At 71.0% G+C, this 15806-nt stretch carries 16 protein-coding genes; 10 read left to right on the forward strand and 6 right to left on the reverse strand.

Annotated features, from left to right (window positions below; translation table 11 throughout):
* Positions 1–153 precede the first annotated feature (153 nt).
* The 7 genes from BM396_RS17905 (at position 154) to BM396_RS17935 (ending at position 7028) form a co-directional block, all read left to right on the forward strand.
* Positions 154–2535 (forward strand): ATP-dependent helicase, encoded by a 2382-nt coding sequence (locus BM396_RS17905; RefSeq protein ID WP_043389230.1) that lies wholly within the window; start codon positions 154–156, stop codon positions 2533–2535.
* A gap of 419 nt (positions 2536–2954) precedes the next feature.
* Complete coding sequence (locus BM396_RS17910) at positions 2955–3671, forward strand: PhoH family protein (protein WP_012321860.1); 717 nt, start codon at positions 2955–2957, stop codon at positions 3669–3671.
* Between the two features lie 133 nt (positions 3672–3804).
* Positions 3805–4053, forward strand: a complete 249-nt coding sequence (locus tag BM396_RS17915; protein WP_043388949.1) for a hypothetical protein — start codon at positions 3805–3807, stop codon at positions 4051–4053.
* 148 nt (positions 4054–4201) lie between these two features.
* Positions 4202–4486, forward strand: coding sequence for an accessory factor UbiK family protein (locus tag BM396_RS17920; RefSeq protein WP_043346993.1), 285 nt, complete (start codon positions 4202–4204; stop codon positions 4484–4486).
* Positions 4487–4776: 290 nt separating this feature from the next.
* Positions 4777–5286: a type III secretion system chaperone family protein gene (locus tag BM396_RS17925; protein WP_043346992.1), complete on the forward strand. Its 510-nt coding sequence runs from the start codon at positions 4777–4779 to the stop codon at positions 5284–5286.
* A 14-nt stretch (positions 5287–5300) separates the two neighbouring features.
* Entirely contained in the window at positions 5301–6104 is an 804-nt protein-coding gene (gene proC, locus BM396_RS17930) for a pyrroline-5-carboxylate reductase (protein WP_170867487.1), read from the forward strand.
* 102 nt (positions 6105–6206) lie between these two features.
* A complete protein-coding gene (locus tag BM396_RS17935; RefSeq protein WP_043388951.1) occupies positions 6207–7028 on the forward strand; it encodes a hypothetical protein in 822 nt (273 codons plus the stop codon).
* Positions 7029–7041: 13 nt separating this feature from the next.
* Here the strand turns inward: BM396_RS17935 and BM396_RS17940 are convergent, their stop codons facing one another.
* Both BM396_RS17940 and BM396_RS17945 read right to left on the reverse strand, forming a co-directional pair.
* Entirely contained in the window at positions 7042–8988 is a 1947-nt protein-coding gene (locus tag BM396_RS17940; protein WP_081948919.1) for a methyl-accepting chemotaxis protein, read from the reverse strand.
* A gap of 540 nt (positions 8989–9528) precedes the next feature.
* Positions 9529–9963: a response regulator gene (locus BM396_RS17945; RefSeq protein WP_043346983.1), complete on the reverse strand. Its 435-nt coding sequence runs from the start codon at positions 9961–9963 to the stop codon at positions 9529–9531.
* 228 nt (positions 9964–10191) lie between these two features.
* Here BM396_RS17945 and argJ point away from each other — a divergent pair, with 228 nt between their 5' ends.
* The 3 genes from argJ to BM396_RS17960 are packed head-to-tail and all read left to right on the forward strand — an operon-like array spanning position 10192 to position 12580.
* Positions 10192–11442, forward strand: a complete 1251-nt coding sequence (gene argJ / locus BM396_RS17950) for a bifunctional glutamate N-acetyltransferase/amino-acid acetyltransferase ArgJ (protein WP_043388955.1) — start codon at positions 10192–10194, stop codon at positions 11440–11442.
* Entirely contained in the window at positions 11439–12155 is a 717-nt protein-coding gene (locus tag BM396_RS17955; protein ID WP_043388958.1) for an SIMPL domain-containing protein, read from the forward strand. The genes argJ and BM396_RS17955 overlap by 4 nt, the downstream gene beginning before the upstream one ends.
* The gene (locus BM396_RS17960) at positions 12152–12580 is read left to right on the forward strand and encodes a (deoxy)nucleoside triphosphate pyrophosphohydrolase (RefSeq protein WP_043346979.1); all 429 of its coding nucleotides are present in this window, start codon (positions 12152–12154) and stop codon (positions 12578–12580) included. Before BM396_RS17955 ends, BM396_RS17960 begins: the two co-directional genes overlap by 4 nt.
* A 170-nt stretch (positions 12581–12750) precedes the next feature.
* On the opposite strand, the gene BM396_RS17965 is transcribed toward BM396_RS17960, so the two are convergent.
* The 4 genes from BM396_RS17965 to BM396_RS17980 all read right to left on the reverse strand — a co-directional run bounded on the left by BM396_RS17965 (position 12751) and on the right by BM396_RS17980 (position 15765).
* Positions 12751–13728 carry a Gfo/Idh/MocA family protein gene (locus BM396_RS17965; protein ID WP_043388961.1) on the reverse strand — a complete coding sequence of 326 codons (978 nt, stop codon included), beginning with the start codon at positions 13726–13728 and terminating at the stop codon, positions 12751–12753.
* 100 nt (positions 13729–13828) lie between these two features.
* Entirely contained in the window at positions 13829–14650 is an 822-nt protein-coding gene (locus tag BM396_RS17970) for an alpha/beta fold hydrolase (RefSeq protein WP_043346975.1), read from the reverse strand.
* Between the two features lie 37 nt (positions 14651–14687).
* A complete protein-coding gene (locus BM396_RS17975; RefSeq protein ID WP_043388964.1) occupies positions 14688–15098 on the reverse strand; it encodes a DoxX family protein in 411 nt (136 codons plus the stop codon).
* A gap of 34 nt (positions 15099–15132) precedes the next feature.
* On the reverse strand, positions 15133–15765 hold the full coding sequence (locus BM396_RS17980) for an alpha/beta hydrolase (RefSeq protein WP_043388965.1): 633 nt from the start codon (positions 15763–15765) through the stop codon (positions 15133–15135).
* Between the last annotated feature and the right edge of the window lie 41 nt (positions 15766–15806).

The following is a 15806-nucleotide window of genomic DNA, read 5'->3' on the forward strand; positions in this document are numbered from 1 at the left end:
GGCCACCGGGGAGACGGCGGCGCCCCGCAGCCGGCCGCGGGCCCCGAAGGGCGCGGATCGTCCCAGCGCGGACAGCCGCGCTTCATGGCTCCGCGCCCCCTCGGCGGCGCGAACGGCCTCGACGCCGTTCGCGATTTGGTCCAGGGATGCGGGATGCAGAACCGCCCGCAAGCGCAGCCCGCCGGGGACGGCGCGCCCGCCACGTCCATCACCGCCCGCGCCATGGGCGCCCTCCGCCGCGACGCCGCCGGCTATCTCGAGGGGCTCAATCCCGAGCAGCGCCGCGCCGTCGAGACCACGGAGGGCCCGATCCTCGTGCTGGCCGGCGCCGGCACCGGCAAGACCCGGGTGCTGACCACCCGCATCGCCCACCTGATCGCCACCGGGCGGGCGCGCCCCTTCGACATCCTGGCGGTGACCTTCACCAACAAGGCCGCCCGGGAGATGAAGCACCGGATCGGCACGCTGATCGGCCCCGCCGGCGAGGGCATGCCCTGGCTCGGCACCTTCCACGCCATCGGCACCAAGATCCTGCGCCGCCACGCCGAGCTGGTCGGGCTCAAATCCGACTTCACCATCCTCGGCACCGACGACCAGCTCCGGCTGATGAAGCAGGTGATCGCCGACCAGAACGTCGACGAGAAGCGCTGGCCGGCCCGGGCCCTGTCCCACGCCATCGACGGCTGGAAGAACCGCGGCCTCGGCCCCGAGCAGGTGCCCCCGGGCGAGGCTGCCTCGTTCGCCTTCGGAAAGGGCGGCGCGCTCTACACCGCCTACCAGGCCCGGCTCGCGACGCTGAACGCCGTCGATTTCGGCGATCTCCTGCTGCTCTGCCTCAAGCTCTGGCGGGAGAACCCCGACGTCCTGGCCAATTACCAGGACCGGTTCCGCTACATCCTGGTGGACGAGTACCAGGACACCAACGTCGCGCAGTACCTGTGGCTGCGCCTGCTGGCGCAACAGCGCAAGAACATCGCCTGCGTGGGCGACGACGACCAGTCGATCTACGGCTGGCGCGGCGCCGAGGTCGACAACATCCTGCGCTTCGAGCACGATTTCCCCGGCGCGGTGGTGGTGCGGCTGGAGCGCAACTACCGCTCGACCGGCCATATCCTCGCCGCCGCCTCGGGGCTGATCGCCAAGAACGAGAGCCGCCTCGGCAAGACCCTGCGCACCGATGACGAGCCGGGCGAGCGCGTCACCGTCACGGGCGCCTGGGATTCCGAGGAGGAGGCGCGGATGCTCGCCGAATCGATCGAATCCCTCCAGGTGAAGCAGCATCCCCTGTCGGAGATCGCCGTGCTGGTGCGGATTTCCGCGCAGATGCGCGAGATCGAGGATCGGTTCGTCCAGCTCGGCCTGCCCTATCGGGTCATCGGCGGCCCGCGCTTCTACGAGCGCGCCGAGATCCGCGACGCCCTGGCGTATCTGCGCGCCACCGTGAACGTCAGCGACGACCTCGCCTTCGAGCGGATCGTGAACACGCCCAAGCGCGGCCTGGGCGACGCCACCCTGCAGCAGCTCCACACCTACGGCCGCGCCAACCGGCTGCCCCTGCGGATCGCCGCCGAGCGCCTGTGCGAGACCGACGAGCTGAAGCCCCGGGTCCGCTCGACCCTGCGGGCGCTCACCGAGAGCTTCGCACGGTGGGCGCGGCTGGTGGAGGCGCAGCCGCACAGCGAGGTCGCGCAGACGATCCTCGAGGAATCCGGCTACACCGAGATGTGGCAGAAGGACCGCTCGGCCGACGCCGCCGGCCGGCTGGAGAACCTGAAGGAATTCGTCCGCTCCATGGAGGAATTCCCCGACCTCGCGGCCTTCCTGGAGCACGTCTCCCTGGTGATGGAGGCCTCCGAGGCCGAGGGCGCCGAGCGGGTCTCGCTGATGACGCTCCACGCCGCCAAGGGGCTCGAATTCGACACCGTGTTCCTCCCCGGCTGGGAGGACGGCCTGTTCCCGAACCAGCGGGCGCTGGACGAGAGCGGCCGCGCCGGCCTGGAGGAGGAGCGGCGCCTCGCCCATGTGGGCCTGACCCGGGCGCGCAAGCGGGCGAAGCTGTCCTTCGCGGTCAACCGGCGCATCCACGGGCTCTGGTCGTCGACCATCCCGTCGCGGTTCATCGACGAGTTGCCCGAGACCGCCGTCGACGTGGTCGAGGCCCCCGCCCACTTCTCGGCCGGCGCCTCGCGGTTCGACCGCAACCCGGCGCCGTTCGGATCGAGCTACGGCACGCCGGGCTGGCAGCGGGCGCAGGCCAACACCGCGCCGGGTGGCCGGTCCGGGTCCGGCGGCGGCTTCCGGTCGGCGGGCCCGGGGGGCCGCTCCGGCGGCCAGTCCGGCGGACCCCGCCAGATCGAGGGCGAGCTGATCGCCAAGTCGACGGGCGCGCCCTCGGCCTTCCAGGCCGGCCAGCGGGTCTTCCACACCAAGTTCGGCCCCGGAACGGTCGCGGGCGTCGATGGCAACAAGCTCACCGTTGACTTCGACAAGGCCGGCCAGAAAATGGTGCTCGACAGCTTCATCCAGGCCGGGTGAGGCCCGTCCCGCCGACCAAGCCCGGACGTTTCAGGGCGGCAGGGTCGGCCGGCTTCGCCCCTGCGGGCGGGGAGGATCGTGATCGTGCCGGATGCCGCGTCATCGCGTCTCCCCCGTCCCGAACCTGATGCATCCGCGCCAGCCGCGCGGCTTTTTCGAAGCCCCCTCGTCCACCGTCACCCCTTGGTCACACCCGGCGCGCATTCGTCGGATGCGAATCGCACTGGTGCGCCAGTTGCATCGTGTATTCGGCCGCGCACGGATCGTCGTGACGCTCTCCACAGGCGGACGAGCGCGGGGCGGAACCTTCGGCCTGGGGCCGGTATTAAGTTTCGCAAACGAATAGAACCGGGAGCACGCAGGTAAACGGCAGTTCAGATACAGATCCAGGTTGGCTAGTCCCGTTGGAGTGTACATCCATGAAGAGACGCCGCGCACGACTTGAACTGGTTGAAGACCGCACGTCCCGCATTCACCGCACACGCTTCGACGAAGAACGCAACCTCGCCCCCATCCAGCCGCTCACCGAACGCCAGGCCGAGTATCTCGACGCCCTCGCCCGCTCCCCGCAGGTCATCGTCCTGGGGCCGGCCGGCACCGGAAAGACCTTCATCGCCGGCACCCGCGCGGCGGACCAGCTCCGCCAGCGCCGGATCGCCAAGGTCGTCATCACCCGCCCGAACGTGCCCTCGGGCCGGTCCCTCGGCTACTTCCCCGGCACGCTGGAAGAGAAGATCGCCCCCTGGGTCGCCCCGCTGACCGAGGCCATGAAGGAGCGCATGGGCGCCGCCGCCTTCGAGATCGCCCTCAAGACCGGCGACATCGAGATCGTCCCCTTCGAGGTGATGCGCGGGCGGACCTTCAAGAATTGCCTCGTGATCCTCGACGAGGCCCAGAACACCACGATCAACGAGATCAAGATGTTCCTGACCCGGATCGGAGACGATTGTCAGGTCATCATCAACGGCGATGTGTCGCAGACCGACCTGCGCGAGACCTCCGGCCTGCGCACCGTCATGCACATGGTCAAGAGCCGGATGATGCCGATCCCGGTGGTGGAGTTCACCCGCAACGACATCGTGCGCTCGGGAATCTGTGCCGAATGGGTGAAGGCCTTCGAGGAAACGAATCTCTGACTTGGCAGTTGATGGCGGCGGGTCCTCGCAGACCCGCCGTGCCGCCCCGCGGCACGAGACGACTCTCCGCACCTCCCGTCCGGGAGGAGGAACCGGGCACCCGACCCGGCCACCAGAAAATTGGAGTCTCCTCGTGAGGAAACTGACCTTCGCCTTTGCCGTGCTGGCCTCCCTGGGCGGCGCCGCTCTCTTCCAGCCGGCCTCGGCGGCTCCGGCGATGCCCGGCGCCGTCACGGCGCCCGACGCCGTGACCCATGTCCGCATGACCCCGATGGAACACCGCATGATGCACCGCCGGATGGAGCGCCGCATGATGCACCGCCGGATGGAGCGCCGCATGATGCATCACCGCATGCATCGCCGCATGATGCGCCACATGTGATCAGCCGGCGAAGCGGGGGCCTCGCGCCTCCGCCTCGCCGTCCCGGACCGACCGGGCGTTGCTCCCCATCGCGAAGATTCCTATCTCGTCCTCTCGAATCGCGCCGTCAGGCGGCCGCCGCGGCAGCCGGCCGATCCGGGAGACCTCGATGCCCCCCTCCAATCGACTGTTCGACGACCTCGCCCGCCTGATGACCGACGCGGCCGGCGCCGCGCAGGGCGTCCGCCGCGAGGCAGAGACCGTGGCCCGGGCGCAGCTCGAACGCGTCATCCGCGACCTCGACATCGCCTCGCGCGAGGAGCTCGACGTGCTCCGCGACCTCGTGACTCAGCTGCAGGCGCAGAACGAGGCCCTGTCGGCCCGTATTGCGGCCCTGGAGGCGAAATCCGGTGCCGCCGGAGCGGGCGCCGCGGGCCTGAGCGAGGCCGTCTGAGTCTCCGCGGCAACGCCCCCGGCTTTTACACAGGAAGCCGCGGCGACGATCCGGTTTCCTGTTCACCGATTGTGACCTGCACTTTGTGTCGCGAGTCACGGCCGGTCTATAGTCGGGCATAGGGTGATTCGGGGGCTGCAGGGCGATGTCCGCAGAGCTTCGACAGTCGATCGCATCACCACCGGCCTAGATCTGCCGATCGTTCCAGTTCTCGGAGTGTTCTCACGCTCCGGTTTCGCGTCACCGTCACGTCGGGCCGGATCTCGTCCGGGCCGTCCTTTTGGATCGTCATGCCGCTTCTCAACGTCGACTTCCACGACCCGGACCGGAACGAGCATCCGCTCGACGTCGTCGAGCGGCTGGCCTCCCTGCGCGATTGGATCTTCGACCGGGCCGAGACCGACGAGATGTCGGTCACGAGCCCCGGCCGGTGGACCGACTACAACGTGGCCTTCACCTGGATCGAGGATGTCGAGGCGCTTCACGTCGCCTGCGCATTCGACCTCAAGGTGCAGGAGCGGCAGCGCACCGAGGTGATGCGCCTGATCGCGATGATCAATGAACAACTGTGGGTCGGCCATTTCGACCTTTGGACCACCGACAATGTCGTGATGTTCCGGCACGCCCTGCTGCTGACGGGGGGCGCGGTGCCGACCCACCCGCAATGCGCCACCATGATGAAGACCGCGGTGGACGCCTGCGAACGCTACTTCCAGGCGTTCCAGTTCGTGCTCTGGGCCGGCAAGAGCGCCCGCGAAGCGCTGGACGCTGTCCTGTTCGAGACCGAAGGCGAGGCGTGACCGGCCCGATGCCGATGCCCGCCTCGCTGGTCCTGGCCGGGGCCGGCAAGATGGGCGGCGCGATGCTGGCGGGCTGGCTGGATGCTGGCCTCGACCCGCGCCGGACGACGATCATCGACCCCGTGCCGTCCGGCGCGATCATGGACCTCTGCACCGAACGGGGCATCGCCCTGAACCCCCCGGCCCCCGAGCCCGGCGCCGTTCTGGTCCTCGGCATCAAGCCGCAGGGTCTGGAGACGGCCGCCCCGGGGCTCGACCGGCTGATCGGCCGCGACACGCTCCTCGTCTCGATCCTGGCGGGCAAGACCATCGCGGATCTCCGCGCCCGCCTGCCGCGGGCGCGGGCCGTCGTCCGGGCCATGCCGAACCTGCCGGCGAGCATCGGCCGGGGGGCCACCGGCGCCTGCGCGAATCCCGAGGTGACGCCCGCGCAGCGCGCGGCCGCCGAGGCGCTGTTCGCGGCGAACGGCACGGTGGCGTGGCTCACCGACGAGGCGCAGATCGACGCCGTGACGGCGGTCTCGGGCTCCGGGCCGGCCTACGTATTCCTGCTCGCCGAGACCCTGGCGGATGCCGGCATCGCGGCCGGCCTGGATCCCGACGTGGCCCGCAGCCTCGCCCGGGCGACGGTGGCGGGGGCCGGTGCGCTCCTCGACGCGGACCCGGCCGAGGCGGCGGACTTGCGCCGCAACGTCACCTCCCCCGGCGGCACCACGGCGGCGGCCCTCGACGTGCTGATGCGGCCGGACGGCCTCGGCGCGCTGATGCGGGAGGCCGTGGCGGCGGCCCGCAGACGGGCGGAGGACCTCGCCGGCTGACACGGTGCGGCGTCCGTGCGGCATGGCCGCGCGACGGCCCTGCCCTTCGCCGCCGGCTCGCCTACATGAGGCGTCACGACCGACAGACCGGGCGACCGATCCATGACCGACAGCAGAGCCACTTCCAAGCGTCCCCGCAAGGGCGCGACGTCCCCCAAGGCGAGCAGCGCCCCCGAGAGCGCCGCCCCCGCGGCCTCCGTTCAGGATGGCGCGGCGCGGAGCGCCGGTGCGGCGCCGGAGGATAGCGCGCCGAAGCTGCCGCCCCGGGAGGCCGCCGTCGAGGCTCTGATGCGGCTCGCCGCCGAGCAGCCCTGGAACGACATCGAGGTGAGCGACATCGCCCGGGAGGCGGGTCTGACGCTCGCCGAACTGCGCGACCTGTTCCCGTCGAAGGGCGCCGTGCTCGGCGGCCTGACCCGCATCATCGACCGCAAGGTCCTGGAGGGCGATCTCGCCGGCCTCGAGGAGGAGCCCACCCGCGAGCGGCTGTTCGACGTTCTGATGCGCCGCATCGATGCGATGGAGCCCTACAAGCCCGCCCTGCGCCGGATCGCCTACGCGCTGCGCGGCGAGCCGCTGTCGATGCTGGCGCTGAACGGCGTGATGCTGAACTCGCACCGTTACATGCTGGCGGCGGCCGGGATCGACACCGAAGGCCCCCTCGGACAGCTCAAGCTGCAGGGCGTGGTCATCGCTTTCGCCCGCGTGACCCAGGTCTGGCTCGACGACGACGACCCGGCCCTGGCCCGGACGATGGCGAAGCTCGACAAGGAAATCCGCAACGGCGAGCGCGTCATGGAACGCGCCGAGGATGTCCGTCGGTTGACGGCGCCGCTGCGCGCCCTCGGCCGCTCCTTCCTCGATCGACGCCCCCGCGAGCGGCGGACGCGCGACGGCGACGAGACGGACACCGCCGCCATCTAGGCCGCCCTGGCCTTCACGCCGCCTGAATGTCGTCGAGGAAGCTGTCGACCTCGCGCTTGACCGTCAATGACTGGGTGGCAAGCTCGGACGCAGCGCTCTGGACCTGCGCGGCTGCGCTGCCGGTCTCGCGGGCGGCGGCCAGCACGCGCGTGACATTGGCCGACACATTCTCCGTGCCCCGCGCCGCTTCACCGGCATTGCGCGAGATCTCGCTCGTGGCGGCCGTCTGCTGCACCACCGTCGCGGCGATGGCGCCGCTGATCTCGTTCACGGCGGCGATCGTGCGGCCGATCTGGGCCATCGCCTCCGCGGCCTGCCCCGAGGCCGCCTGGATCGCGGCGATCTGGCCGCCGATCTCCTCGGTGGCCCGCGCCGTCTGCGAAGCGAGCTCCTTCACTTCGGAGGCCACGACGGCGAAGCCGCGCCCCGCCTCGCCGGCCCGCGCCGCCTCGATGGTGGCGTTGAGGGCCAGCAGGTTGGTCTGGTTCGCGATGCCGGAGATCATGATCACGGCAGCGCCGATCTGCTCGGCGGCGGCGCGCAGGCTCGCCATGGCGGCGTTGGTCGCCTCGGCCTCGTGGGCGGCGTGACCGGCCACCTCGTTGGAGCGCACGACCTGCCGCTCGATCTCCTGAAGCGAGGAGACCATCTCCTCGGCGGCCGCCGCGACGGTCTGGACATTGGCCGAGGTCTGCGCGGCGGCCGAGCTCGATGTCACCGCCTGACTGTTGGTGTTGTCGGCCACCCGGGTCATCGCCTGCGCGGTCGCGTCGAGTTCGCTGGTCGCCGCCGTGACGATGGCGAGCGAGGCGGCGATCTTCGCCTGGAAGGCTTGGACGCGCTGCTCGACCCGCTCGGCCCGGCGCAGGCGAGCCTCCCGTTCGGCGGCCTGCGCCGCCTCAAGTTCCGCTCGGGCGACCGCGTTCTGCCGGAAGATGTCGACGGCCTTGGCCATCGCGCCCATCTCGTCGGCCGCGTCGCGGTACGGCACCACGACCTGAAGGTCGCCGCCGGCCAGCCGCGTCATCGCCTCCGTCATGCCGGCGATCGGCCGGATGATGCTGCGGGCCAGCATGAAGGCCAGGACGCCCCCGAGGAGCAGGGCCGCGCCGACGAGGCCGATCAGGATGTAGCGGGCCCGTGACGCGGCCGACGCGGTCTCCCGGGAAATCCTCTCGCCGGCGGCCACGATCCGGTCGCGCAGCGCGATGCCGAGCCGTTCGATCGCGTCGGTGTGGGGCTTGATCCCGGTTTCGAACGTCGCCTTTGCCGAAGCCACCGCCTGATCGTACGCACGGAAGCCGGTCGCGGCGGCGACCAGCGCGTCGCGAACGGCCTTGACCTGCTGCGCGAAGACCGCGCCGCCCTGCGTGTCCTTGAACGCATCCAGGGCCGCAAGAGCCTGCTCGACCCGCTGCTCGAAGGTGCTGCGGTCCTGCGGATCCAGGCCGATCACGAAGCGGGCCGATGCGATGCGGGACCGCAGGACGGCATTCTCGATGTGCTCGATCCGCGCCAGCATTGCCTCGCCGCCTCGGGCGCGCACGTCCGCGAGCAGGTTTCCGAGAAGAACGGTGAGTGTATTGCCGGTCTCGTAGAGTTTCGCCCTGGCTTCACGCAGGGTCGCGCCCGAGGCCGCGAGGCGCTCCAGCTCCGGCTTCATCGCGCGGGCGGCCTCCCGCACGTCGTCGTACAGCTTCCGCCCGCCGTCGGTCATGGCCAGCGAGAAGTACTTGTCGCAGGTCTGCTCGATCGCCCGCCGGGCCTGCTCCATCGCGACGATCAGATCGGGATCCGGCTGGATCCGGTACCGTTCGGCGGTTCCGATGAGGCGTGCGGCGTGACCGTCGATCATCAGGACCGATTGCGCACCCCGCTCCACCCGCTCCCGGAGCGCGTGGTCTTCGCTGATCACTCCTTGCTGGTAGATCGCGAATGCACCGATGATACCCGTGATCATGACGAGCATCGCAAATCCCGCGTAGAGGCGAGAGCGTATCCCAGTTCTCACAGGCGCATCTTCCACAGAACAGGCCAAGTTCTCGGCCGAACGATAGACGCCTCAATCATGACAACATCGTGTCACGCGATCAATTTCAACTTGTACTATAGATATTTGGCGGCAATGTCTCGAGATATATTTGATATTCAGGCCAGGCAAGTCAGCCGCAGACGCAGGTCGGCACGCGCAAACGGCAATCGGGGCGTTCTCGTCGCGATGGACCAGTTCTGACAACGCGTCCTGGGCCGACCGAAAGATTCGCCTTGCGCGTGTCCGCTGCTGAGCCGCGCTAAAACTGCGCGCCGATCCCTCTTTCACCGGATCACGCGGCCGCTGCATTTGGATTGCCGTGCGGCCCGGCCTGCGTTGCTGACATCGAGCGGGCCGTCCCGATTGCAACAGTCCCGAACCGGTACGGAGGCGCGGCGACGTCGTGAGTCGCGTCGGCCGCGATTCGCTCGACGCCTCGCGAGGCCCCTCAGGCCGTCGCGCCGGACCTCAGGCCGCGCGGTTCGCCAGCGCCTCGCGCATCATCGTGGCGACCATGCCGTTCTGAAGCTGGTCGCGCGGGACGCGCAGCGCGTCGGGCACGCGGGCCGACGCCTCCGGCTCCATCGCGTCCACCGGGTCGCTGGCGAGGATGATGCGCAGGGCCGGGCGCAGGGCCCGCGCCTCGACGGCGAGCTGCGCGCAGCACAATCCCCCCTGGAGCGCGGTATCCACCACGATCACATCCACGGGGAGGCCGAGGGCCAGCACCGTCATGGCATCGACGCCGCGATCGCAGGCGGTGACCTGATAACCCAGCATCCGGACTTGCGCGGAGACCTCGTCGCGCCAGCGCTTGTGGCAGCCGACCACCAGAACCTGGATTCGATAGCAGCTCCCCTGGGGAAGGCTGCCCGAGGCAGTCTCGACGTCGGCTGGGGGCATTCCGCACTCGACCTCGCGCTGACTTTGCGATGCAGCATGCTAGGCTGGGATGCAATCCACACGCAAGCCCGACGCCGTGATACCGCCGTATTCGGCGCCGTCGGTGCACAAAACCGAAGCAGCTCGAAGCGTGGCCATAGGCTGAGCACACGGTTGACGCCGCAGGGGTCGCGCGGGCAACACCGGGCCGCCGCGGAACCTGAGCCGCGCGTGCCGGAGCCTGAGCCGATGTCATCCGCGAAAGCCCCTCCCGTCTCCCCGCTGGCGCCCACCGCGATGCCCGAGCTGCCCCCCTTGCCGGGCGTGCGCATCGCCACCGCTCAGGCGGGGATCCGCTACAGCGGCCGAACCGACGTGCTGTACGTCGCGCTGGAATCCGGCACCCGGGCCGCGGGGGTGTTCACCCGGTCGAAATGTCCCTCGGCACCGGTGGATTGGTGTCGCGACGCCCTGGCCGACGGATCCGCGCGGGCGCTGGTGGTCAATTCGGGCAATGCCAACGCCTTCACGGGCCGGCTCGGACGCGACGCGGTGGCGCGCACCGTCGAGATCGCCGCGCAGGCGGCGGGCTGCCGCACGGGGGAGGTGTACGTGGCTTCGACCGGCGTGATCGGCGAGCCGCTTCCGGCGGAGCGGTTCGAGGGCGTGCTCGCGGAGTGCGCGGCCCGGGCCGAGGATGGACCGGCCGCCTGGAATGCGGCGGCCCGCGCGATCATGACCACCGACACCTTCCCGAAGCTCGCCACCCGCACGGCCGAGATCGCCGGCGTGCGCGTGACCATCAACGGGATCGCCAAGGGCGCCGGCATGATCGCCCCCGACATGGCGACGATGCTGTCCTTCGTCTTCACCGACGCGGCCCTGCCGCAGGACGTGCTGCAGGCGCTCCTCTCGGCCGGGACGAAGACGAGCTTCAACTGCGTGACGGTGGACGGCGACACGTCCACCTCCGACACGCTGATGCTGTTCGCCACCGCGAGGGCCGGCCATCCGGCGATCACGGATCCCGCCGACCCGCGTCTCGCCGGCTTCCGGGAGGCGCTCGACGGCCTGCTGATCGAGCTGGCCCAGCTCGTCGCCAAGGATGGTGAGGGCGCGCGCAAGTTCGTCACCGTGCGGGTCACCGGCGCCGAGAGCGACGCCTCCGCGCACCGCATCGCGATGTCGATCGCCAACTCGCCGCTGGTGAAGACCGCGGTGGCCGGCGAGGATGCCAATTGGGGCCGCGTCGTGATGGCCGTGGGCAAGGCCGGCGAGCCCGCCGACCGCGACCGGCTCGCGATCTGGTTCGGCGACGTCCGGGTGGCCGTCCAGGGCGCCCGCGACCCCGATTACAGCGAAGCGGCTGCCAGCGCCGTGATGCGCGAACCGGAGATCGAGATCCGGGTCGATCTCGGCCTGGGCGACGGCCATGCCCGCGTCTGGACCTGCGACCTGACCAAGGCCTATGTCGAGATCAACGGGGATTACCGCTCGTGAGGGCCATCCTGTCCGGCGCCCTGCTGGTCACGGTCCTGGCGGCCCCGGTTCAGGCCGACGACGCGGCGTGCAAGCGGCATATCAGCGTCGTCGGACGCGCGGCGGAGACGCGGGCACCGGACTTCGCCGAGGTGACCGTCGGCATTGAGGCGCGCGCCGCGACCGCGGCAGCCACCCTCGACGCGGCCTCGAAGGCGGTGTCCGGCGTCTCGGCGCAGGCCCGTGCCCTCGGGGTCCCGCCGGCCGATATCGGTACGGCCGCCGTCACCCTACAGACGGCGACCCGCACCGTCGCCCGGCCCGGAGGCGCCGTGACCGAGGAGCCCGACGGCTACCGCGCCAGCAACCTCGTCACGGTCCGCCTCGCCGATATGGACCGCCTCGGCGACCTTCTCCGGCAAGCACTGGAATCCGGGGCGAACCGCATCGACGGCGTGAGCTTCGGACTGCGCGACCCGGACAAGAGCGAAGCAGCCCTTCAGGTCGCGGCGACCCGGGACGCCCGGAGCCGGGCCGAGGCGCTCGCCGAGGCGGTCGGGGCCAAGCTCGGCGCGCTTTGCACGCTGACCACCACGGTCGGGACACCGTACCGCCCGGCGCTGGAGATGGCCCGCGCGGCACCGATGGCTGCCAAAGGGCGACGGGTGCCGATCGAGGCGGGCACGATACAGATGTCCTCAGAGGTCACGGCCGCTTTCGCGGTGGCGCAATGAGTGGGCTCGAAGGCGGCGCGCTGCGCCTGCTCCTGGTGGTCGCCGTGGCCCTCGTCGACGTCGACGGCCGGGTGCTGGTGAGCGAGCGTCCGGCGGGCAAGCAGCTCGCCGGCCTGTGGGAGTTCCCCGGCGGCAAGGTCGAGCCCGGCGAGCGCCCCGAGCAGACCCTGATCCGGGAGCTCGCCGAGGAACTCGGCATCCGGGTCGAGGAGCCGTGTCTCGCGCCGCTGACCTTTGCCAGCCATGCCTATCCGGACTTCCACCTTTTGATGCCGCTCTACGTCTGCCGGCGCTGGACCGGCACGCCGCGCCCGATGGAGGGACAGGCGCTCAAATGGGTCCGGCCGAAGGCGCTGCGCGATCTCGCCATGCCGCCCGCCGACGCGCCGCTGATCCCGTTCCTGGTCGACCTGCTGGGAAGCTGAACGCCTCACGGTCCGGGTCGCTCGGTCCCGGTCCGCTCCGTCATCGCGAGCGCAGCGATCCAGGGTAGCGGGAGGCCAACTCGCGTCCCGCGGCCTGAATGGCCGCCCTCCGCTCGAAGACGGCGGAGCCTCGGCGGGTTCGTTCTTCGGGCGTGGCCCGCGCCCGGCCCTCACAAGGCCAGAATACCCTCTACGACCTCCTGCACGGCGAGCGCCTCCGCGAAGGTGGCGAGGGGGTGGGGTTCGCCGCGGGCCATCCGGACGACGCCCTCGAGCTGTCGCCGGAGGGTGATCGGCCGCAGCCGCTCGTTGGGGATCGCGTCCGGCTCCGGCTCGAAGCGCCCGTCGGCGCCCCGACGCTCCGCGATGGCCCAGTCGCGCAGCCGGACGGCGCCCGCATCGCCCTCCAGCGTCCACGTGTTGTGGTCGTCGGCCTCGACGCCCCCGACCCGGCCGGTCAGGGTGACGGGAATCCCACCCGCGGTGAGCGTCACGTCGATCGCGCGCTCGGACCGGCCCGGCTCCGGGAAGGCGATCCGTCCGGCGAGACCCTGGAGCGGGCCGAGCTGGCGGCGGGCCAGGAACAGGAAATGCGAGACCACCTCGCGGGTGAAGCCGCCCTCCGCCCGGGCGTCGAGCCAGTGCGCGGCGTCGGCCTGCCAAGGGCGCGGCCAGCGAGCGAATGCCACCGCGATGGTGAGCGCCCGGGGCGTGCCGACCGCGCCCGCTTCGATCCAGCGCTCGATCGTCGCCACGCCCGGCGACGAGGCGAACGGGAAATTGACCGCGCCGGCACCCGTGGTGTCCGCCACGAAGGCGCGGGCATCGGCCAGATCGATGGCGAGCGGCTTCTCGCAAAAGACGCTCCGGCCGGCGGCCAGGGCGGCGCGGGCATAGCCGAGATGCGAGGCGGGCGGCGAGGCGACGTAGACGCAGTCGCTGGCCGCCACGACCGCGGCGGCGTCGGCCACGCGCGGCACCGCCGGGAAGGCCGCGCCGATCCGGGCCAGGGCCTCCTGAGCCGGATCCCAGATCGCCGCGACCCGCACGGGCGAATCCGCCGCCCCGTGGATCGCGCCGAGCAGGCGCTCGCCCATGATGCCCGCGCCGATGATCCCGAGGGCGAGGGGTGCGTCGGAGGTCGGCATGCGAGGATCCACGCGGAGGTTCGGGTCTGACGGACCGCGGCGTGCGGCCCGTCGCAGGCTTTAGGAGCCCGGACCCGCGCGGGAAAGGCCGCCGGTCTCCTCAACCTTGGATGAAGGCGAGCAGGTCTGCGCTGAGCCGGTCCTTGTGGGTGGCGGCCAGCCCGTGCGGGGCGCCCGGATACTCCTTCAGCACGGCGTTCGGCACGAGCTTGACGGCGGCGCGCGCCGCGGCGTCGATCGGCACGATCTGGTCGTCGTCGCCGTGCACGAACAGGGTCGGCACGTCGATGCGCTTCAGGTCCGCGGTGAAGTCGGTCTCCGAGAAGGCCGCCACGCAGGCGTGCACGTTCCGCAGGCCGGCCATCATGCCCTGCATCCAGAACGTGTCCCGCAGGCCATCGCTGACAGCGGCGCCCGGTCGGTTGGCGCCGTAGAAGGGGCCGCTCAGGTCCTTGAAGAACTGGGACCGGTCGCGGAGGACCGAGTCGCGGATGCCGTCGAACACCTCCCTGGGCTGGCCGCCCGGATTCGCGGGGGTCCGGACCATCTGGGGCGTCACGGCCCCGACCAGCACCGCCTTGGCGATGCGCGCCGTGCCGTGCCGCCCGATGGTGCGGGCGACCTCGCCGCCACCGGTGGAGTGGCCGACCAGCACCGCGTCGCGCAGGTCGAGATGGGCGATCAGCCCGGCGAGATCGTCCGCATAGGTGTCCATGTCGTTGCCGGACCAGGGCTGCTCGGAGCGACCGTGCCCCCGGCGGTCATGGGCGATGACCCGGAACCCGTGCTGCCCGAGGAACAGCATCTGGTCCTCCCAGGCGTCGCCGTTGAGCGGCCAGCCGTGGCTGAAGACCACCGGCTGCCCGGTGCCCCAATCCTTGAAGTAGATCTGCGTGCCGTCCTGCGTGGTGAAGTAGGGCATGGTGGTCTCCCGATAGTCGCAACAGTCGAAGGACGGGTCAGGCCCGGCCCTGCCGCGCGTCGAGGCTGAACGGACCGGCCCCGAAGGCCGCGACCTGGAGCAAGCCGCCGGCCATGGCGAGGTTCTTCAGGAAGTGGAACATCTGGTTCTGGTCGCCGAGGGCCGCGTGGAAGGTCACCGCGGTGGCGACCGCGAAGAGCGCGAGGATCAGGGCGACGAGCCGGGTGCGGTAGCCGGCGATGAGCAGCAGCCCGCCGACGACCTCCACGCTTGTCGCCGCCGCGTAGGCGAGAGGCGGCAGCGGCAGATGGGCGGCCTCGATGGTGGCGAGCGTCGCGGCGGGGGCGGCGAGCTTGCCGGCGCCGCTCACGAGAAAGATCGCGCTCATCAGGACCCGGCCGGCCACCGGCAGCAGGGCGGTCGCGCCGGGAGAGGAAATCGGGGACATCGTCAATCGCTCCATCCTGTCGTCAGTTGCGGAATCAGGCCGCTTCGGGGCCTGGGAGGCTGCGAAGCCATGCGAGGGCCTGACTGACATCGGCCTGCGACAGGCCGTGGCCGGCCGGCAGGATCCTATGCTCCACGCGCGCCCCGGAGGCGGAAAGCTGCTGCGCGAGGCGCCTTGCATTCTCGACGGGTACGATCGGGTCCATCGCCCCGGAGAGGATCAGGACCGGCCGGCCCGCGAGGTCCGCGGCCGGGGGCTCGGCGAACGGCACCATCGGGCGGATCAGCACGGCACCCGTCAGGGTCTCCGGCCGGAGCATCAGCAGCGAGGCGGCGATGTTGGCGCCGTTCGAGAATCCCAAAGCCAGGGGGGCCCCGAGGCCGTACCGTGCCCGGGACGCCGCCACGAAGGCGGCGAGGTCGCCGGTGCGCCGACGGAGATCCGCCTCGTCGAAGACCCCTTCGGCCAGGCGCCGGAAGAAGCGCGGCATGCCGTTCTCGCTGACGCCGCCGCGCGGCGCGAGCAGGGCGGCCTCCGGCGCGACCATGCGGCCGAGGGGGAGGAGGTCGTTCTCGTCGCCGCCGGTCCCGTGCAGGAGCATCAGGGGACGCGTGGTGTCGGGACCGGGCTCGAAGCGGTGGATGAAGCCGGTGGTATCCTGGGTCATGATGGCCTCACGGCTGATGGGGCGCGGTCCCGCCCCGCACG

This window comes from Methylobacterium sp. UNCCL125, assembly GCF_900116795.1.
Classification (GTDB): domain Bacteria; phylum Pseudomonadota; class Alphaproteobacteria; order Rhizobiales; family Beijerinckiaceae; genus Methylobacterium; species Methylobacterium fujisawaense.